At 73.0% G+C, this 17,066-nt stretch carries 19 protein-coding genes; 10 read left to right on the top strand and 9 right to left on the bottom strand.

Features of this window, described 5'->3' with window-relative positions; all coding sequences use genetic code 11:
• Positions 1 to 56 precede the first annotated feature (56 nt).
• Positions 57 to 989 carry an MBL fold metallo-hydrolase gene (locus ACSUPV_RS03595; RefSeq protein ID WP_436946893.1) on the bottom strand — a complete coding sequence of 311 codons (933 nt, stop codon included), beginning with the start codon at positions 987 to 989 and terminating at the stop codon, positions 57 to 59.
• Between the two features lie 178 nt (positions 990 to 1,167).
• Between ACSUPV_RS03595 and ACSUPV_RS03590 the strand changes: the two genes are divergently transcribed.
• The 3 genes from ACSUPV_RS03590 to ACSUPV_RS03580 all read left to right on the top strand — a co-directional run bounded on the left by ACSUPV_RS03590 (position 1,168) and on the right by ACSUPV_RS03580 (position 3,404).
• A complete protein-coding gene (locus tag ACSUPV_RS03590) occupies positions 1,168 to 1,377 on the top strand; it encodes a hypothetical protein (protein WP_436949868.1) in 210 nt (69 codons plus the stop codon).
• Positions 1,364 to 2,752: an amidase gene (locus ACSUPV_RS03585; RefSeq protein ID WP_436946892.1), complete on the top strand. Its 1,389-nt coding sequence runs from the start codon at positions 1,364 to 1,366 to the stop codon at positions 2,750 to 2,752. The genes ACSUPV_RS03590 and ACSUPV_RS03585 overlap by 14 nt, the downstream gene beginning before the upstream one ends.
• Before the next feature lie 85 nt (positions 2,753 to 2,837).
• Positions 2,838 to 3,404: a TetR/AcrR family transcriptional regulator gene (locus ACSUPV_RS03580; RefSeq protein ID WP_436946891.1), complete on the top strand. Its 567-nt coding sequence runs from the start codon at positions 2,838 to 2,840 to the stop codon at positions 3,402 to 3,404.
• A 103-nt stretch (positions 3,405 to 3,507) separates the two neighbouring features.
• Here ACSUPV_RS03580 and ACSUPV_RS03575 read toward each other — a convergent pair whose 3' ends face one another.
• Positions 3,508 to 4,371 carry a DUF1963 domain-containing protein gene (locus ACSUPV_RS03575; RefSeq protein ID WP_436946890.1) on the bottom strand — a complete coding sequence of 288 codons (864 nt, stop codon included), beginning with the start codon at positions 4,369 to 4,371 and terminating at the stop codon, positions 3,508 to 3,510.
• Between the two features lie 102 nt (positions 4,372 to 4,473).
• The gene (locus ACSUPV_RS03570) at positions 4,474 to 4,923 is read right to left on the bottom strand and encodes a hypothetical protein (RefSeq protein ID WP_031121307.1); all 450 of its coding nucleotides are present in this window, start codon (positions 4,921 to 4,923) and stop codon (positions 4,474 to 4,476) included.
• Positions 4,924 to 5,282: 359 nt separating this feature from the next.
• Between ACSUPV_RS03570 and ACSUPV_RS03565 the strand changes: the two genes are divergently transcribed.
• From ACSUPV_RS03565 to ACSUPV_RS03550, 4 genes are all read left to right on the top strand, one after another.
• On the top strand, positions 5,283 to 6,197 hold the full coding sequence (locus ACSUPV_RS03565) for an SCO2400 family protein (RefSeq protein WP_382609127.1): 915 nt from the start codon (positions 5,283 to 5,285) through the stop codon (positions 6,195 to 6,197).
• A gap of 48 nt (positions 6,198 to 6,245) precedes the next feature.
• On the top strand, positions 6,246 to 6,983 hold the full coding sequence (locus ACSUPV_RS03560; RefSeq protein ID WP_031121306.1) for a class I SAM-dependent methyltransferase: 738 nt from the start codon (positions 6,246 to 6,248) through the stop codon (positions 6,981 to 6,983).
• A gap of 87 nt (positions 6,984 to 7,070) precedes the next feature.
• Complete coding sequence (locus tag ACSUPV_RS03555; protein WP_436946889.1) at positions 7,071 to 7,850, top strand: serine/threonine protein kinase; 780 nt, start codon at positions 7,071 to 7,073, stop codon at positions 7,848 to 7,850.
• Complete coding sequence (locus ACSUPV_RS03550; protein WP_382609123.1) at positions 7,847 to 9,403, top strand: serine/threonine-protein kinase; 1,557 nt, start codon at positions 7,847 to 7,849, stop codon at positions 9,401 to 9,403. The genes ACSUPV_RS03555 and ACSUPV_RS03550 overlap by 4 nt, the downstream gene beginning before the upstream one ends.
• An 84-nt stretch (positions 9,404 to 9,487) precedes the next feature.
• Here ACSUPV_RS03550 and ACSUPV_RS03545 read toward each other — a convergent pair whose 3' ends face one another.
• Positions 9,488 to 10,660 carry a hypothetical protein gene (locus tag ACSUPV_RS03545; RefSeq protein WP_436946888.1) on the bottom strand — a complete coding sequence of 391 codons (1,173 nt, stop codon included), beginning with the start codon at positions 10,658 to 10,660 and terminating at the stop codon, positions 9,488 to 9,490.
• Between the two features lie 206 nt (positions 10,661 to 10,866).
• Here ACSUPV_RS03545 and ACSUPV_RS03540 point away from each other — a divergent pair, with 206 nt between their 5' ends.
• Positions 10,867 to 11,316, top strand: a complete 450-nt coding sequence (locus ACSUPV_RS03540; protein WP_031121301.1) for a hypothetical protein — start codon at positions 10,867 to 10,869, stop codon at positions 11,314 to 11,316.
• A 58-nt stretch (positions 11,317 to 11,374) separates the two neighbouring features.
• Here the strand turns inward: ACSUPV_RS03540 and ACSUPV_RS03535 are convergent, their stop codons facing one another.
• Both ACSUPV_RS03535 and ACSUPV_RS03530 read right to left on the bottom strand, forming a co-directional pair.
• On the bottom strand, positions 11,375 to 11,749 hold the full coding sequence (locus ACSUPV_RS03535) for a hypothetical protein (RefSeq protein ID WP_031121300.1): 375 nt from the start codon (positions 11,747 to 11,749) through the stop codon (positions 11,375 to 11,377).
• Between the two features lie 61 nt (positions 11,750 to 11,810).
• Positions 11,811 to 12,185, bottom strand: coding sequence for an SH3 domain-containing protein (locus ACSUPV_RS03530; RefSeq protein WP_031121299.1), 375 nt, complete (start codon positions 12,183 to 12,185; stop codon positions 11,811 to 11,813).
• Between the two features lie 254 nt (positions 12,186 to 12,439).
• On the opposite strand from ACSUPV_RS03530, the gene ACSUPV_RS03525 reads away from it, so the two are divergent.
• Entirely contained in the window at positions 12,440 to 12,868 is a 429-nt protein-coding gene (locus ACSUPV_RS03525) for a VOC family protein (RefSeq protein ID WP_031121298.1), read from the top strand.
• A gap of 39 nt (positions 12,869 to 12,907) precedes the next feature.
• On the opposite strand, the gene ACSUPV_RS03520 is transcribed toward ACSUPV_RS03525, so the two are convergent.
• Positions 12,908 to 14,173, bottom strand: coding sequence for an MFS transporter (locus tag ACSUPV_RS03520; protein WP_436946887.1), 1,266 nt, complete (start codon positions 14,171 to 14,173; stop codon positions 12,908 to 12,910).
• A gap of 147 nt (positions 14,174 to 14,320) precedes the next feature.
• Positions 14,321 to 14,773: a YbhB/YbcL family Raf kinase inhibitor-like protein gene (locus tag ACSUPV_RS03515; protein ID WP_031121295.1), complete on the bottom strand. Its 453-nt coding sequence runs from the start codon at positions 14,771 to 14,773 to the stop codon at positions 14,321 to 14,323.
• A gap of 118 nt (positions 14,774 to 14,891) precedes the next feature.
• On the opposite strand from ACSUPV_RS03515, the gene ACSUPV_RS03510 reads away from it, so the two are divergent.
• Complete coding sequence (locus ACSUPV_RS03510; protein WP_037764527.1) at positions 14,892 to 15,911, top strand: sigma-70 family RNA polymerase sigma factor; 1,020 nt, start codon at positions 14,892 to 14,894, stop codon at positions 15,909 to 15,911.
• A gap of 22 nt (positions 15,912 to 15,933) precedes the next feature.
• On the opposite strand, the gene ACSUPV_RS03505 is transcribed toward ACSUPV_RS03510, so the two are convergent.
• Entirely contained in the window at positions 15,934 to 17,034 is a 1,101-nt protein-coding gene (locus ACSUPV_RS03505; protein WP_382609112.1) for a CapA family protein, read from the bottom strand.
• Positions 17,035 to 17,066 lie beyond the last annotated feature (32 nt).

Genomic DNA, 17,066 nt, shown 5'->3' with positions numbered 1-17,066 from the left:
GGACGCCGTCAAGGCTTCCCTAGTAATCCGATAGGAAAAGTAGGAAGAGTCCTCGCTCAGGGCCGTGGCGCGACGGTCTGCGGGGCGGCGGGGACGGGCGCGAGCCGGTAGGCGTTCTCGTAGGTGATCACGCGGCCGGCGGTGGGCGGCGCGAAGTGGGTGCCGAGGACCAGGGTGTCCGTGTCGGTGAGGGAATCGAGCAGCTTGCGACGCGAGGCCTCGGACTGCTCCGGGTCGATGTCGACGCACGCGCCGATGGCCGGGTGGGCGAGCTGGACCGGGTGATGGATGCAGTCACCGGTGATCAGCGCCGTCTCGCCCTGGCTGGTCAGTTCGACGGCGATGTGGCCGGGGGTGTGGCCGGGCGTGGGCAACAGGCGCAGGCCCGGGGCGACCTCGGCCCCCTCGGCCGGGATGTCGACGAGGTCGAGCAGCCCCGCCTTCTCGACCGGGATCACGGAGTCGCGGAACATCTGCCTGCGCGCCTCCTCCATGTCGTACGTGGCCCAGAACTCCCGCTCGAGGCGGGAGGTGAGGTAGCGGGCGTGGGGGAAGGTGGGGACCCACTCGCCGTTCACCTTCCGCGTGTTCCAGCCGACGTGGTCGGCATGCAGGTGGGTGAGGATCACCAGGTCGACGGAGTCCGGGGGGAAACCGGCGGCGGTCAGGTGCTCGAGGAAGTCGGTCCGCAGGTGGTGCCAGGCGGGGTTCGCCCGCTCCTTGCCGTTGCCGATGCCGGTGTCGACGAGGATGCGCAGCCCGCCGACGGTGAGGGCGAAGCTGTGGCTGTCGATGCGCAGGACGCCCTCCTGGTCGGCGAAGTCGGGGTGCAGCCAGTCCTGCTGTCCGACCAGGTCCGTGGTGGCGTCCGGCAGCAGCCAGCGTCCGGTCGCGGGCGGCAGGAGGACCTCGTCGATGCGGTGGACGGTGACAGCGCCCGTGGTCCAGGAGGGGATGGCGGTGGTCTCGGCGGCCGGTGGAGTGTTCATGCTCTGTCGGTTCCTTTGGTTCTTCGGCGGTGTTCAGTGGCGTTCGGCTCAGTAAAAGCAAACCGTTTGCTTTAAGGAACCGTAGGTCCTAGTGTCGGTTAAAGCAAAAACTTAGCTTTTGACGCCGGGCGCTCCGTCGCTCCCGCCCGATCAGGGGAGGACCTTCATGTCCACTGCCATGTCCGCTGCCGGACTCACGCCACAGGAGGCGGCCCTCGGGGCCGACCGTGCCGGGTTCCCGATGCCGGCCGGCCGGCATGCCGCGGTGGCCGCCACGGCCAACCACATCCACTCCGTCGTCGCGGTCCTGCGGGAGCTGGACTTCGGAGACACCCCGCCTGCCGCCGCCTACCGCGCCGGAGAGGAGAAGAGCGATGCAGCCGTATGAACTGTCCCTCGCCCGAGCCGCTGACGCGATCAGGGCACGGACGCTGTCGCCCGTCGAGCTGGTGGACTCGGTCCTCGACCGCGTCGAGAAGGTCGATCCGCAGCTGGAGGCCTACGTCACCGTCACCGCTGAGCGGGCCCGCCGGGCTGCACGCGAGGCCGAGCAGGATGTCGCGGCCGGCCGCCCGCGCGGCCCGCTGCACGGCATCCCCATGGCGCTGAAGGACCTGATCGACGTCGCCGGCGAGGCCACCACGGCCAGCTCCCGGGTCCGTGCGGACCACCGCGCGGAGAGCGACAGCACGGTCGCCGCCCGTCTGGCCGCGGCCGGCGCGGTCCTGGTCGGCAAGACGCACACTCATGAATTCGCCTACGGTCTGACCACCCCGCAGACCGCCAACGCCTGGAACCGGGACCGGGTCGCCGGCGGCTCCAGCGGCGGGTCCGCCGTCGCCGTCGCCGCGGGCGCCGCGACCTTCGCGCTGGGCACCGACACCGGCGGATCGATCCGGGTGCCCTCCGCGCTCAACGGTGTCGTGGGTCTCAAGCCGACCTACGGCCTCGTCCCCCGCCACGGCGTCACGTCCCTGTCCTGGTCGCTGGACCACGTCGGCCCGATCACCCGCACCGTCGAGGACGCGGCCCTGGTCCTGGCCGCCCTGGCCGGCCACGACCCCCGCGACCCCGCCTCCGTGGCCGCCTCCGGCCCGGTCTACCGGCCGGGCGGCGCGACGGAACTGACGGGACTGCGCATCGGAGTGCCGCGCACCTACTACTTCGACCACGTCGCCCCGGAGGTGGAGGCCGCCGTCCGGCGTGCCACAGCCGAGCTGCAGAGCCTCGGCGCACGGCTCGTCGAGGTCGAGATCCCGATGACGCGCTACATCCAGGCCACCCAGTGGGGCCTGATGGTGCCGGAGGCCACCGCCTACCACGAGCGCACCCTGCGCACCGTCCCCGAGCTGTACCAGGCCGACGTGCGTGTCCTGCTCGAAGCCGGCGCGCTGATGCCGGCCGGGGACTATCTGCGCGCCCAGCGTTCGCGCACGCTCATGCGGCAGGCCTGGGGGCGCCTGCTGGAAGAGGTCGACGTGATCGCCGCCCCGACGGTCCCGGCCACGGCGGTGAAGGCCGGCGACGAGGCGATCACCTGGCCGGACGGCACCGTCGAGGGTGTCTCCGACGCCTATGTGCGCCTCTCGGCCCCCGCCAACATCACCGGGGTGCCCTCGCTGTCCGTCCCGGTCGGTCACGACACGGCAGGCCTGCCCATCGGCATGCAGCTGCTGGGCCGGCCCTTCGGCGAGCCGGTGCTGCTGCGGGTCGGCCATGCCTACGAGCAGACCCGGCCCGCGCGCCGGCCGGCGGCCGTGTGACGAACGGGCTGTGTGGTCCCCGGCCGGGTCCTGGACGTGGCCCCAACGGGCGCTTGAAGCAACATGTTCGCTTTAAGCTGGTTCCATGAGCCGCAAGACAATGGTGCGCCCCGGTGGTCGCAGCGCCAGGGTGCAGGCGTCGGTGCACGCCGCCGTGCGCGAACTCGAGGCGGAGGTGGGCCGGGAAGCGCTGACCGTCCCCCTGGTCGCCACGCGCGCCGGAGTCACCCCGTCCACGATCTACCGCCGCTGGGGCGACCTGCAGGAGCTGCTGTCGGACGTGGCGGTCGAGCGCCTGCGGCCCGAGAAGGCGCCGCGGGACCGGGGAAGCCTGAGGTCCGATCTCGAGGATTGGGCGGAGCAGTTCCTCGTGGAGATGTCCGCCCCCACCGGCCGCGCCTATCTCCGCGACGCCCTGCTCGGCGATCCGGACGGCAGCAATGCCGGCCAGTGCTCGGCCTACGCGGCCGAGCAGATCGATGTCATCCTCGGCCGCGCGGCCGGCCGCGCGGAGACCGCACCCGACGTCGAGACGGTCCTCGACCGCGTGGTCGCCCCCATGATGTACCGCATCCTCTTCCGTCCTGAGGGGCTCGACACCGCGTACGCGCGTGAGTTGGTGGCCGGGCTGGTCGGGACGACCGATCGCTGACGCCCGCGGGCGTGCCCGCCCTGTGCGCGACGGGCGGCCGTCACTCCCGCACGGTGCGAATCATCGCCCACCAGGCTGACACCCGAGGCGCGAACCGGTCGGCTCAGGGGTTCCAGTACACGTTGGTGAACGTCCGGTCGAAGCGTCCGGTCTCCAGGTCCTTGCGCTGGATCGCCCAGTGGACGCTGGATCCGGCCGCCACATCACCGAGGTCGGGGCTCCAGCTCGCGAGCAGCACCCAGTCCTCGACGTTCTCGGACACCGGTTCCCCTCCGCCCCGACCGCCCTCCGACGCCTGCTCCACCGCGCAGCGCACCAGGCCTGCCAGCGGATCGAGATGAACCATCTCCTCGTCGGCGTACCCGCCTATGTGCAAAGGCCCCCGGAGGTCGAGGTAGCGGCACGCCATCTCCCACTCCTCGGCCAGTTCCTCGGCGTGGGGGAAGCCGGGCAGCGGCTCCAGGTCGCCGTCGGGCAGTTCGACCTCGTAGTGGTACGGCAGTGACGGCTCGGTCCGCGCCCGCAGCTCGCCCTGCGGGAAGGCGTCGGCCACCTCCCGCTCCTCGGGGATGCCGTCCGGGTCCCAGGCGTACGGGTCGTGTTCCTCCGTCGGCGCCCCGGCGGGGACATGCACGACGGCGCCGTGGTCGGTGAGGTCACCTCTGTCCCGTGGCCAGGCGAAGAGGAGCAGGCGGCCGTCGCGCGGCAGGGGCAGGTCGGTCGAGCCTTGCGGCAGCGCCGCGAGGTCGATGGAGGCGACGTAGGGGAAGGGAGGGTGCGGGGTGCCGGTCGGCAGCAGCACGGGGCCGCCGAACCGGGTGGCGACCGGGCCGTCGTCGCGCGTCGACAGGACCGCGCAGGGCCGCACCATGTCGATCCACCGGTCGACCTCGTCGGCCGGGATGCCCAGTTCCGCCGCTTCGTCGCGGAAACGGGTCAGTCGCTCGCGTAGCTCTGGAGAAGTCACACGGCAAAGGTAGGGCCCGGCACCGACATCACGACGGGGACCGGGCCACCACGGCCCCGCGAGCGCGCGGCGGGGAACTGTGGTGGCCCGGCTGGAGGGGGGTCAGCGGGTGAAGGTGACCCGGTGCTCCTTCAGGGAGCCGCAGTTGGAGCCGTACACCTGGACGTACGTGTTGGCGATGCTGCCGCCCCAGTCCACGCAGTGGCCCTTGCCGTAGACGTAGGTCGGTCCGGCGTACGACGTGAAGAGGCCCTCGTCGTAGTGGCTCTCGTCGGTGTCCGGGACGTAGATCCAGGCGGACATGTTCACGGCCGTACCCGGGTTGTTGCGGATGGTCGCGACGCAGTTCTGGCCGTTGGAGGCGTTGTAGGTCAGGTAAACGGTCCCCAGCGAGCCGACGGCCGCGGAATTGACCGTCTTGTAGCCGCTGCCGCAGACCTTCTGCGGCGTGGTGTTGGGCGCCGCGGAGGCCGGCGACGCCAGAGCGGTCATGGTCCCCACCGACAGCGCCGCCACGGCGGACGCGGCCAGGACGGAACGGGCGAATCTCATATTTCCCCCTTGCAGCTCTTCGAGGTGGTTGCTCCTGCATGATGTGACCCGCGGCACGTCCAAAGGGTTGTGCGTCGATTCCCGGGAAAATCAGGTGAGTTGACGGGGAGGGGTGACTTTCGGTGGGAGAACCGCCCGCCCCTCCCGAGGCGGTGCCCGAGCGTGCCCAGACCCCGCCGTCTTTACTCATCGGGTCACCCATGGCTCACGTGAGATCCAGAGGATCTGCGCAGGGGTGACACACGGACTGCACACCGCCCCTCCAAAGTCTCGTTAGCGTTACGGCTCGATCCCACGTGCGAACGTGACCAGGCCGCGGCCGGCGAGCCGCCGGCACAGCCAGATCGGGAAGACCACACATGGACTACTGCTCCTCGTGCCGTCGGCACCTCAACGGCGCCTTGGTCTGCCCGGGGTGCGGCGCCTACGCCCCGGACATCGACCCCTCCGCCGCCGACGGCCGTACCGGCCCGACCCCCGTGACCGCCCCGGCCCAGGCCGGACCGGCCGCATGGGAGCACCCGGCCGCCACCGGTACGTGGCACGACGGCACCGTGTGGGACGAGACGACCCGTACCGGCACACGGGAGACCCACGACACCGGCGCGTCCGACGGCTACGACTCCCCGGACACCGACACCTCCGAGAGCTACCAGGAACGGCCCCAGGGGCGTGCGGCACGCCGCCGTCAGATGGCCCGCTGGAAGAAGAGCCAGCGCCGGGCCGTGGTGGCCACCGCCGTCGCACTCGTCGGAGGCGGTCTGACCGTCGCCACGCTGAACGGGAGCGCGGCACCCGGCGTGCGCGCGGCCACCGCGCCGGAGGACACGACCATGGGCGGCGCCGACGGAGAGGCCCCGACGTTCACGGAGCCGACGTCGAAGCAGTACGACACCCCGCGCTCCTCGCCCACCACGCCACCGCACTCGGACCGCGCCTCCCGCCACCAGCAGACCAGGAAGGCCGACCCCCGTACCACGCCGACGGACGCCCGCACGGACGCGGCCGCCGCACCGCGCGAGCTGCCGCTGACGACCCCGCAGCGGCGGTCCACCGCCCCGGACACCGCCGACACGGTCACCGGCAACGCAGGCTCGTCCGCGTCGAAGGTCACCGAGCCGACGACTCCGCCGGCCGCCGAGACCCAGCCGGACACGCAGGAGCCCGCCGCTCCGGCGACACCCCCGCCTGCGACGAGCACCCCGCCGCCCGCCTCCTCTCCCTCCGACCCGCAGTCGAAGGAACTCTGCCTGCTCGTCATCTGCCTCGGCTGAGCCGAAAACCGGTGGCCGCCCGGCCTCCGCCTTCGTACCGTCGGGCGCATGGCTGACGAGTGCTTTCGGCATCCGCGGCTCGCCGCGGTCTACGACCCGCTCGACCCCGACCGCGGCGATCTCGACCCCTACCTGCGCATGGCGGAGGAGTTCGGGGCGCGTCAGGTGCTCGACATCGGCTGCGGAACCGGCGTGTTCGCGCTGCTGCTGGCGGAACGCGGCGTCGAGGTCGTCGGCGTCGATCCGGCCCGGGCGTCCCTGGACGTGGCACGCGGCAAGCCGGGCGCCGAGCGGGTGCGGTGGATCCACGGCGACGCCACGGCGCTCCCGCCGCTCGCCGCCGACCTCGCGACGATGACGGGCAACGCCGCCCAGGCCATCGTCGACCCCGAGGCCTGGCGGCACACCCTGCGCGGGGCACGCGAGACGCTGAAGCCCGGCGGGCGCCTGGTGTTCGAGACCCGGATACCGGCCCGCCGCGCCTGGGAGCGGTGGACCCGCGAGGACACGTACACCGTGACGGACGTCCCCGGCGTCGGCGGCGTCGAGTCCTGGGCCGAACTGCTCGACGTGCGCGGGCCGCTGGTGACGTTCCGGTGGACCTATGTGTTCGCCGCTGACGGCCAGGTGCTGACCTCCGACTCGACGCTGCGCTTCCGCGAGCGCGAGGAGGTCGAAGCCCAACTCGCCGCCGAGGGCTACGCGGTGGACGACGTGCGCGAGGCGCCCGACCGTCCCGGCCGGGAATACGTGTTCGTCGCACGGCGTCCGGAAAACGCCCGCTGAGACGGCCCGACCGGCTCCGCGGCAAGCGGAATCCGCCCGTACAATCCTCGCGACCAAATCGGGGGCGTCATCAGCGGGGGAGTCCGCGTGGAAACCATCATCGTGCAGTTGCCCGGCCCGTCGCACTGGGACGCGGACGAGCCGGGCAGTCCCGAACTGATCCACCTCGGACCGGGGGACGTCGCGGACTTCGGCCGCGGTGGGACAGGGGTGCGCATCGTCCTGGCCGACCCCGGGATCTCCCGCCGGGCCGGGCAACTGGAAGCGGCCGGGGACTACTGGCGGCTGTCCAACTTCAGCCGCAGCGTCTCGTACGTGGTGGAGAACCTGGAGGGGGCCGGCGAGTACCTCACCGTCGCCCCCGGGCGGCTCGGCGCGCCCGTGCCCTTCGAGTTCTCCCGCGTGGTGCTCCCCGCCCTGTCCGGCACCGCCGGCTTCAAGGTGTTCGCGCCCCAGCACGCCTACCTCGGCGAGCAGACCGTACCGGGCGGCGGGGAACAGACCGTCCATCCCTTCGCCCTCGACCCCACGTCGAAGTACTTCCTCGTCCTGGTGGCCCTGTGCGAACCGCGGCTGCGCGATCCCTCGGACTCGGCACTGCCCGGCGTCGGGCAGATCGTGGAGCGGCTGCGCCCCCTGGAGTCCTGCCGCGACCTCACCCGCTCCGCCGTCAACTACCACATCGACTACCTCGCCTTCGCCAAACTGCGCCTGGACGTCGGTGAGGAGATGGCGACCGGGGCCGGCGCCAAACGCGCCCGGCTCGCCTCCGTCGCCCTGCGCTTCGGCCTGGTGCGCGAAGAGCACCTCGGCCTGCTGCCGCGCCGCGGCGCCGGCCGCCTCGCCCCGCAGGAGGCCGGAGCATGACGCCCGGACCCGACGTCCACGAGGACGACCTGGAGACGCCCCGGCCCCGCCTCCCCGAGGGCTTCCGGATCGAGGGCTGGGAAGTGGGCGCGGTCATCGGCTCCGGCGGCTGGGGAACCGTCCACGAGGCCCGGACCGTCGCCGACGGCACGCCGGTCGCCGTGAAGGTGCTGCCGACCGGCTCCCTGGGCCCCGGGCAGCGTGCCGCGCTCGGCGAACTCGTGGCCCGCGAGGTCCGGTTCAGCGCGGAGGCCGACCACCCGCACCTCGTCCGCACCCACGCCGTGTGCACCGTCGAGGCACCGGAGCTGCCCGCCCTCGACGGGGCGATCGCACTGGTGATGGACCGGGCCGAGGCCAGCCTCAAGGACGTCCTCGACGCGGCCGTCACGGGCGGGCCGATCGACGGCGCGGACCGCGTGCTGCGCGGAGTCGCCGCCGGCCTCGCCCACATGCACGCCGCCGGCTGGGTGCACGGCGACCTCAAACCCGCCAACGTCCTGCTCGGCCCGGACGGGCAGGTGTGGCTCGCGGACTTCGGACTGGCCGCCGAACTCGACGGCACCCACGCCCATCTGCCACCGCTCGGCACCCTCGACCACCTGCCGCCCGAGTGGTGGTCCCAGCGCACCGGCACCCAGGGCGCCGTCGTCCGGCCCACCGCCGACATCTGGGCCTTCGGCGTCCTCGCCCACCAGGTCCTCACCGGCGGCCTGCACCCCTTTCCGGGCGCCACGGCCCGGGCCCGCTCCCTCGCCGCCCAGACCTACGCCCGCGGCACCGCACCCCTGCGGCTCGACACCGCCCTCGACGACGACCTGCGGCGGCTGGTCGCCGACTGCCTGGCACCCGACCACACCACCCGCCTGCCGCACACGGCGAGCAGCGTCGCCGCCCGGGTCGAAGCCCTGACCGGCGGCCCCCGCCCCCGAGGGCGACGCCTGCTGCCGGTCGCCGCGGCCGGACTCGCCGTCCTGACCGCCGCCGCACTCGCCGGGACGGCCCTGCTCGGCGGAGACGGCGACACCCGGGACGACGCCCGCGACCGGGGCACGCCCGCCGCCGTCACCGGCACACCCCGCCCGGCGCCCGGTGAGATCCCGGCGGACTCCGACGTGCCCGAGGCGCTGCGGCCCGTCATCACCCGCGCCGCGCACCGCTGCACCGACGAGGAGATCACCCCCGCCCTGCTCGCCGCGATGGTCAAGGCCGAGAGCGGCTTCGACGCGAACGCCGCCCGCCCGGAGAGCGACGAGTACGGCATCGCCATGTGGACGCCGGCGGTGTTCAACGCCTGGGCGGTGGACGGGGACGGCGACGGCGACAAGGACCACATGTCGCCGCCGGACGCGATCTCCACCATGAGCGGCTACGTGTGCTGGCTCGACCAGCGCTTCAAGGAGGCCGGGCTACCGAAGAAGGACCTGCCCGCCCTGGTCGCGGCCGGCTACCGCACCAGCGACCGCACGGTCATCGAGGAGGGCGGCGTCCCGGAACGGGTGCGGCCGCACGTCGACAAGGTGCTGCGCTATCTCGCCGAGTACCGGCGCTGACTCGCCGAGAACCGGCGCTGAGGTACGCGCACGCGAGCGGGAGGCGGAGCCTTCGCCCCGCCCCCCGCTCGTCCCCCGTTCCCGTCACGGCCGCGGCGAGCCGCACTCCGGGACGTTCGGCAGCCGGTTGTCCGGCGAGCTGATGTAGATGTTGGAGATGTAGCCGCCGTACTGCGGCAGATAGGCCCACCACTCGTTGGTGTAGGGCGGCACGTTGACCACCTGGCCGCGGACCTGGCAGCCCACCAGCACCTCGACCCCGGCCGGCAGTTGCGTGATCCGGTCGTCACCGGTGGTCGGGCCCTTGCGGACGTTCACGAACTCGCCCCACGTGCCGAACCACGTCCCCGCGGGCCGCACCGCACCCGGCACGTTCAGCGAGCGCGTCAGCCGCCCGACGTCGGTGTAGGCCTTCCCGTACGACGTGCCCACCGGGTGCAGCGTCAGCACGGCCACGATCGAGCGGTCGTCGGCGCCCACCGTGCCGGTGGTGTGCAGCGCGGGACGGGTGAGGTCCACGTCGGCGGCCGCCCGGGTGGTGGTCGCGGCCGGTGCCGCCGCCGGGGCGGCCGCTCCCTGCGGGCCGCAGGTTCCCTTGGCGAACCTCCCGGACCAGCCCTGCTTCACCGCCCAGGGGCGGTCGAACGCCCCCGCGATGCCGAAGTGCTGGTCGAAGCGGTCGGTGGAGGAGCAGCGGGTGGAGCGGCGCAGGTTGTCCATGACGAAGTCGCGGACGGGTGCGGGCGCCTTCTCCAGGACGTACCGGTAGATCGTCACCGTGTCCCGGGCGGAGAGGGCGGTGTAGCCCCAGAAGCCCGCGTACCCGGCGGGCGGCGGCGCGGTGTCGCGCAGGCCGAGCCGGGCGGACATCCGGTTGATGATGGCCGAGCCGCCGTACGTCGACCAGTAGTGGTTCGCGGCGTCGTCGTCACTGCTGCGCAGCATCGGCTCCAGCAGGGCCCGGTCGGCCGCGGGGACGGTGTAGTCGGGCCCGCGGTTCCAGAGGAAGTCCAGCGTCAGCAGCAGTTTCACGATCGAGGCGGAGCGGAACCGCGCGCTCTCGTTGACCTGTTCGGTGAACGTGCCGGTCCGGCGGTCGAACACGGCGACGCCGGCGGTGACGCCGTCCGGGATCTGGGCGGCCCGTACCGTCTGGGTGGCCGTCCCCTGCCGGGGGACGGCCGCGGCACCGCCCGTGAGCGACGCGACCGTGACGAGGGTCGCGAGCGCGGCGGCGCCGCGCAGCAGCATGCGCATGGTTGGCCTTCCTGGTCGTCCGGCTGTCGGGCTGTCCGGCGGAGCCGCGGCCCCGTGCCGACACCGTAGGAGCGCGGGGGGTGCGAGCGGTCCTGACGAATGTCAGGGCCGGTCCACCCTGATAAATGTCAGGTGTCCGCGGCCTGGTGACGGCCCGTACGGTCACCCCGGGAAACACCCGCCGACACACGAACGAAAGAGGGCTCATGAGCCGCCGATCACTCAGGACACTGCTGGCCGCCGGGGGAGCCGCCGCGGTGATGGCGCTCCTCCCGACCTCCGCCCAGGCCGCGCCGTACTCGGGCGGCAACTACGGGGCCTACGGGATGGAGGGGCAGTACCCCACCACCTCCTACTGCTCGGGCACGTTCCGGCAAATCGGTGACACCAAGTACGCCGAGGGCATGGCCCTGAAGTACTTCTACTCCGACAAGTGCGGCTCGTTCGCCCGGATCGAGAACTCCCGGGCCAACTGCGCGGCCGTGCTGCAGCGTTCCAACAGCGGTGTGGGGCGTGTCGACGGCTGGGTCTCCGAGACCGTCGACCCGGGCATCAACTACGCCTACACGCAGATGGGCAACAACCTCAACGGCCGCGTCTCGCGCGCCGTGCTCTCGTGCGACGGCCACGACCTGACCGAGACCGGCTGGTACTGAGCCGCACACACCGCGGGGGGCGGCCGGTGCTTCGGTCCGCCCCCCGCGGCGTACGTCGTCAGCAGTCCGGAACGCCGGCGATCTTCTCGCCGCCCCGGATGTACAGGTTGTTCACCCAGGCCACGTCGCTGCCCGAGAGCTCCATGACGGCGGTCCACCAGTTGTTGGTGCCGACGGCCGGGTCGTGCACGGTCTGGCCCTGCTTCTGGCAGATGGCGTCCGCCCACCACTGCGAACGGACCGCGAGGCGCGGGGATTCGGTGGTCGGCTCCTGGCGCAGGTTGACGTTGGTGGCCCAGATGTAGACGTCGGTGAGGGTCGGGTCGCCGCCGCCTGCGACGGCCGGGGAGGCCTGGGCCGTGGTGGCGAGCCCGCCGACGGCGAGCGTGGCCAGGGCGAGGCCCATGGCGGTACGGCTGATCAGTCGCTTCATGTGTCTGTCCCCCGTGGGATGAAGATGCGGACGGTGTGGTCGGAGCCGGTCATGGTCCGGGTCAGCAGCGCGCCGAGGCGGGCAGGTCGCCGTACTCGTTGCCCTTGAGGTAGACGGCGCTGACGTAGCCCTCGAGGAGCTTCACCCAGACGTCGTTGGAGTAGCCGTTGTCGGTGATGCGCTCGCCGCGGGTCCAGCAGTAGGCGCCGAGCGGCTGGCCCGCCGGAGCGGTGGTGATGATGCCGTAGGAAGTCCCCGGCCCGCGGCGGACGTTGACGTTCTCGTACGGAACGACCGCGTACGGCGCGGCCAGGACGCGGGCGCCGCCCTGCTCACCGGCGGTGGCCGCGGTCGCGGTCCCGGCGGTGAGCGGGCCGAGCAGCGCGAGCGCCCCGGCACCGACGAGCGCGGCCTTGGCGAAGAGACGAGTGGACATGTCGTGTTCCCCCTGACGGTGTGGCCGACGCTCAGCACTGTAGGGAGGCCTGGGGCGACACGGTCCCTGACAATTGTCAGGATCGCCTGGGGCGGCCGGGGCGGGGACTCCGCGCCAGAGCTCTCGATACGGCCGAAAACCGCTCGACGGTCCCGGCCGCCTCTGTCTACGATCCACGGCGCGGCATCGCGTGCCGGTCACCGGCCGGGTGAGGCATGGAGGCGCCGCGGAGATGCCCGTGGAGGCATTCAACCGTGTCAGTCGAGTTCAACCACACCATCGTCCTGTCCCGAGACCGGGAGAAGTCCGCTCACTTCCTCGCGGAGATCCTGGGCCTGGAGGTCGGGGCACCGGCCGGGGTGTTCCTGCCGGTGACGACCGCCAACGGCGTCACGCTGGACTTCCTCACCATCGACGCCGACATCCCCATGCAGCACTACGCGTTCCTCGTCTCCGAGGACGAGTTCGACGAGGCCCTCGCCCGCCTCATCAAGGCCCGGATACCCATCCAGGCAGATCCGCACGGCAACCACCCGCGCCGGATCAACCGCAACGACGGCGGCCGCGGGGTCTACTTCCTCGACCCGGCGGGCCACGGCCTGGAGATCATCACCCGCCCGTACGGCGCCGATCCGTCCTCCCCGCTGAACGGGGTCACGGAGGACGTGCCCGGGGCGGTCTGACCCGGCGCCCCCGAGTCCGCGCGGCGGCTGAACGGCCGTTCAGCCGCCGTCCGGCTCCAGGGCCAGGGGAGCGGGCTCGGCCTCGGTGAACGGCGCGTGGTCCCGGCGGGGGAGCAGCAGCGGGGTCGCGAGGAGCAGGACACCGGCGAGTGCGAGGGCCGTACGCGGGCCGGTCCGCGCGGCCAGCAGGCCCCACAGGGCGGTCAGGGCCGCGGTGGCCGCCTTGCCGGTGGCCGACCAGGCGGCCAGGGTGCGGGTGACCCGGTCGGCGGGGGTCCGCTCCAGGCGGAACGTGGCGAACACCGGGTTGAACACGGCGCAGCAGGTGATCAGCCCGAACTCGATCACCATCACCAGCGCCAGCCCGGCCGCCCCGGGGCCGACGAAGGCCAGACCGAGCGACCAGCACGCCCGCAGCACCCCGGCCGCGCGCAGCACCCGGTGCCGCCCGAACCGCGTGACGAGCCGGGGCGCCAGCCGTGAGCCGAGCAGGCCGCCGGTGCAGGGCACGGCGAAGGCGAGGGCGTACTGCCAGGGCGCGAACCGCAGGTCGTCGACCATCAGGACGAGCAGCGGCGGCGAGGCCGCCATGATCAGGGCGTTGACCAGGACCGTGTTGCCGAACAGCGGGCGCAGCGCCGGGTCGGCCAGGATGTGCCGCCAGCCGCCGAGCAGGTCGCCCGCCCGGAGCCGGGCCGCGGCGGGTCCCGGCCGCACCGGGCGCTGCTCGCCGCCCCCGATCGCCCGGAGCCCGGCCGCCGAGAGCAGATAGCTCACCGCGTCCGCCACCACGGTCGCCACCGGACCGAACAGCCCGATCGCGGCACCGCCCAGCGGCGGCCCGGCCATGCTCGCGGTCCACATCGTCGCCTCGAACCGCCCGTTCGCGACCAACAGGTCCCGCCGCGGCACCAGCTCCTTCAGGAACGCCCCGGCCGCCGCGTTGAAGGTGATGTCGGCCGCCGCGACCACCACCGACACCAGCAGCAGCTGACCGAAGCTCAGCCCACCCAGGGCGAACGCCACGGGGACGCTCAGCAGCACCGCGCACCGGACCAGGTCCGTCGCGATCATTACCGGCCGTTTCCGGCGCGGTTCCACCCACGGCCCGAGCGGCACCGACACCGCGGCGCCGACGGCCGGCCCCACCGCCGCCAGCAGTGACACCTGCGCCGGCCCGGCGTCCAGCACCAGGACCGCGATCAGGGCGAACGCGTCGAACGCCAGCCACGTACCGGCCGTGCTGACCGCGTACGCGCCCCACAGCCACCCGAACCGCCGCCCCAGCGACCGCCTGCCCGCCATACCCGGCGCACACTCCCCGTTCCCGTGGACAACCCGGTGTTGACCGGGAGCCATCCAAGCGAGGACCGGGCGGGCCGGGCAAACAACCGCCCGGCACCCGTGCCACAACCGACCGTTGTGCCACGAGGACCTGGACGGTTCAGGGGGTCAGCGCTGGTACAGCCCCACCAGCGTCCCGTCGGCGATCCGCCGCTTCTCGACCTCCTCGTGCACCTGGTCCGCCCGGGGCGCGTCGGGCAGCACGCACGGTTCGGACAGGGCGTAGAGCCGGAAGAAGTAGTGGTGGGCGTCGTCACCCGGCGGGGGATGGGGGCCGCCCCAGCCCTGCTGCCCGTAGCCGTTGACGAGTTCCGTGCCGCCCGGTGGGCAGTGCCCGGCCTCGACGCCGTCGCTGTGCGGGTCGATGCCCACCACCACCCAGTGCGCGAAGGTGCCCGACGGGGCGTCGGGGTCCTCGCAGAGCAGGACCAGTTCGGCCGCGTCGTCCGGTACGCCGCTCCAGGTCAGCGGCGGAGAGACGTTCGGTCCCTCGTACGCGTACCGGCGCGCGATGAAGGAGTGGTCGTTGAACGCGTCGCTGCGCAGTTCGATGCCGGTCATGTGCCCCGGAGTACCCCCACGGGACCCGGGCATGCGGTTCGGAACCCATCCTCGCGGGTACCCGGAGACCCTTTCCGGAGCGAGCCGGCACGAAGGCAGGAGACGGAGGAACACGAGGATGTCTCCCCTGGCAGAAGACCCCGCGGCCGAGACCCGCGAGGACCGCCGCGCCCCCGCTCGCACCGCCCGGCTGCGCAGCCGCATCCCCGAGCCCGACGAGGAACCGGACCTGCTCGGCCAGTACCTCGCGCAGATCGCGGCGACGCCGCTGCTCACCGCGGAGGACGAGGTACGGCTGACCCGGCGGATGCGGGACGGCGAGCGGGCGCTGGCGGAACTGGAGCGGGCCGACGCCGGTGAGAGCGACCTCGCACCCGAGCGGCGCGGGGAACTGGAGGAGGCCGCCCGCGACGGGCAGGCGGCCAAGGACCACATGGTGCGGGCCAACCTCCGGCTCGTGGTCTCGATGGCCAAACGCCACGCCCACCGCGGTCTGCCCCTGCTGGACGTGATCCAGGAGGGCAACCTCGGTCTGATCCGGGCCGTGGAGAAGTTCGACCACACCAAGGGCTTCAAGTTCTCCACCTACGCGACCTGGTGGGTCCGCCAGGCCATCGAACGGGGCCTGGCCGCGCACGCCCGCACCGTACGGCTGCCGATGCACGTCGTCGAGCAGCTGCAGAAGGTCGCCAAGGTCGAGCGGCGGCTCCGGCACGACCTGGACCGCGAGCCGAGCGTCGAGGAGGTGGCCCGGGAGAGCGGCCTCGCCGAGGACCGGATCGGCTGGCTGCGCCGCGTCGGCCGGCAGGCCGTCAGCCTGGACACGCCCGTGGACGAGACCGGCGAGACCGTCGTCGGCGACCTCATCCCCGACACCGAGGTGCTCCAGGCTCCCGAAGTCGCCGAGTACCAGGCACTCGCCGAGGAACTCCGCGAGGCCGTCGGCACGCTCGCGCCCCGCGAGGCCATGATCCTCTCCCTGCGCTACGGCCTCCACGACGGCCACACCCGCACCCGCGAGGAGGTCGCGAAGCGCGTCGGCCTGACCCGGGAGCGGGTCCGCCAGCTGGAGAAGGAGTCCCTCGCCCGCCTGCGCGAGCCCGGGAACCGGGAACGCCTGGTGGCCTGGGCGAGCTGATCCGACGTCCAGCGCCGGTCGGTCACACCAGCACCAGCGAACCGTCGGCCCCCAGCGCCACGCCCACCCCGCGGCTGACCCGGTCCAGCGTCGTCCGCAGCCACACGCGGTCCTCCCGGGGCGCGGGCTCCAGCCGCATCCGTCGTGCCCGCAGCGGCACCATGCGCAGCCCCGCCAGCCGTCCGCCGTCCGCCTCGACCGACACCAGGAACGCGAGCCGCAGGTCGTCGCGGTACTCCTCGTAACCGGAGATCCCCTCGTAGTCGTCGACGAAGTCGCCGCAGCCGTACAGGATCAGCCGCTCCCGGTACACCTCCAGCGGTCGGGGATGGTGCGAGGAGTGCCCGTGGACGACGTCCACCCCGCCGTCCACCAGGGCGTGCGCGAACCGCACCTGCTCCCGCGGCACGTGGTACCCCCAGTTCGAACCCCAGTGCACGGACACGACGGTGACGTCACCGGCCCGCCGCACCTGCCGGACCCGCCGTACGACGGTGTCGGCCGCGGCGGCCGAGAGGTCGGGCAGGTACGCGACGCCCGGCCGGTCCTCGGTCGCCGCCCAGCCGGACGGGATCCCGCTGGAGCGCGCCCCGAGGGCGAACACCAGCAGCCGCCGACCGCCCGGTAGAGGCACCGCCGCGGGGGCGTACGCCCGGCCGGCGTCCCGGCCCGCGCCCGCCGTCCGCAACCCCGCCCGGGCCAGCGTGTCCAGGGTCTCCAGCAGACCCGGGCGGCCGAAGTCCAGGACGTGGTTGTTGGCGAGGACGGTCACGTCGGGCCGGGCCACGGCCAGGGCGGGCAGGTCAGCCGGGTGCATCCGGTAGTGGATCTCCTTGCCCGGGTCGAACGTGTCGCTGCCCGTCACCGACGTCTCCAGGTTCACGATCCGGGCGTCCGGGGCGGCCTCGGCCAGCACCCGCAGCGCCTCGCCCCACGGCCAGGAGGGAGGAACGGGCGCGGGGACCGGACCGTGCGCCGCCTCCGCCAGCCGGACGTAGGACCGCGCGTCCACGACGTACGCCTCCCGCAGCGCCGGATCACCGGGGTGCGCCAGGATCTGGTCGACGCCGCGCCCGAGCATCACGTCACCGCACAGGAACAGCGTCACGACTGAGCCGCCCACGCCTCCACCGTAGGCACACCGGGGCCGGCGGG

The sequence above is a fragment of the Streptomyces sp. SudanB52_2052 genome (assembly GCF_964272415.1).
Taxonomy (GTDB): domain Bacteria; phylum Actinomycetota; class Actinomycetes; order Streptomycetales; family Streptomycetaceae; genus Streptomyces; species Streptomyces olindensis.
Note: the sequence above shows the minus strand (reverse complement) of the source record. Positions and strands in the feature narration are given on the sequence as shown.

What these genes read in the sequence shown, in the direction of transcription:
- ACSUPV_RS03595 (WP_436946893.1), bottom strand. Translation starts at nt 989, where the DNA reads ATGAACACTCCACCGGCCGCCGAGACCACCGCCATCCCCTCCTGGACC.
- ACSUPV_RS03590 (WP_436949868.1), top strand. Translation starts at nt 1,168, where the DNA reads ATGTCCGCTGCCGGACTCACGCCACAGGAGGCGGCCCTCGGGGCCGAC.
- ACSUPV_RS03585 (WP_436946892.1), top strand. Translation starts at nt 1,364, where the DNA reads ATGCAGCCGTATGAACTGTCCCTCGCCCGAGCCGCTGACGCGATCAGG.
- ACSUPV_RS03580 (WP_436946891.1), top strand. Translation starts at nt 2,838, where the DNA reads ATGAGCCGCAAGACAATGGTGCGCCCCGGTGGTCGCAGCGCCAGGGTG.
- ACSUPV_RS03570 (WP_031121307.1), bottom strand. Translation starts at nt 4,923, where the DNA reads ATGAGATTCGCCCGTTCCGTCCTGGCCGCGTCCGCCGTGGCGGCGCTG.
- ACSUPV_RS03565 (WP_382609127.1), top strand. Translation starts at nt 5,283, where the DNA reads ATGGACTACTGCTCCTCGTGCCGTCGGCACCTCAACGGCGCCTTGGTC.
- ACSUPV_RS03560 (WP_031121306.1), top strand. Translation starts at nt 6,246, where the DNA reads ATGGCTGACGAGTGCTTTCGGCATCCGCGGCTCGCCGCGGTCTACGAC.
- ACSUPV_RS03550 (WP_382609123.1), top strand. Translation starts at nt 7,847, where the DNA reads ATGACGCCCGGACCCGACGTCCACGAGGACGACCTGGAGACGCCCCGG.
- ACSUPV_RS03545 (WP_436946888.1), bottom strand. Translation starts at nt 10,660, where the DNA reads ATGCGCATGCTGCTGCGCGGCGCCGCCGCGCTCGCGACCCTCGTCACG.
- ACSUPV_RS03540 (WP_031121301.1), top strand. Translation starts at nt 10,867, where the DNA reads ATGAGCCGCCGATCACTCAGGACACTGCTGGCCGCCGGGGGAGCCGCC.
- ACSUPV_RS03535 (WP_031121300.1), bottom strand. Translation starts at nt 11,749, where the DNA reads ATGAAGCGACTGATCAGCCGTACCGCCATGGGCCTCGCCCTGGCCACG.
- ACSUPV_RS03530 (WP_031121299.1), bottom strand. Translation starts at nt 12,185, where the DNA reads ATGTCCACTCGTCTCTTCGCCAAGGCCGCGCTCGTCGGTGCCGGGGCG.
- ACSUPV_RS03520 (WP_436946887.1), bottom strand. Translation starts at nt 14,173, where the DNA reads ATGGCGGGCAGGCGGTCGCTGGGGCGGCGGTTCGGGTGGCTGTGGGGC.
- ACSUPV_RS03515 (WP_031121295.1), bottom strand. Translation starts at nt 14,773, where the DNA reads ATGACCGGCATCGAACTGCGCAGCGACGCGTTCAACGACCACTCCTTC.
- ACSUPV_RS03510 (WP_037764527.1), top strand. Translation starts at nt 14,892, where the DNA reads ATGTCTCCCCTGGCAGAAGACCCCGCGGCCGAGACCCGCGAGGACCGC.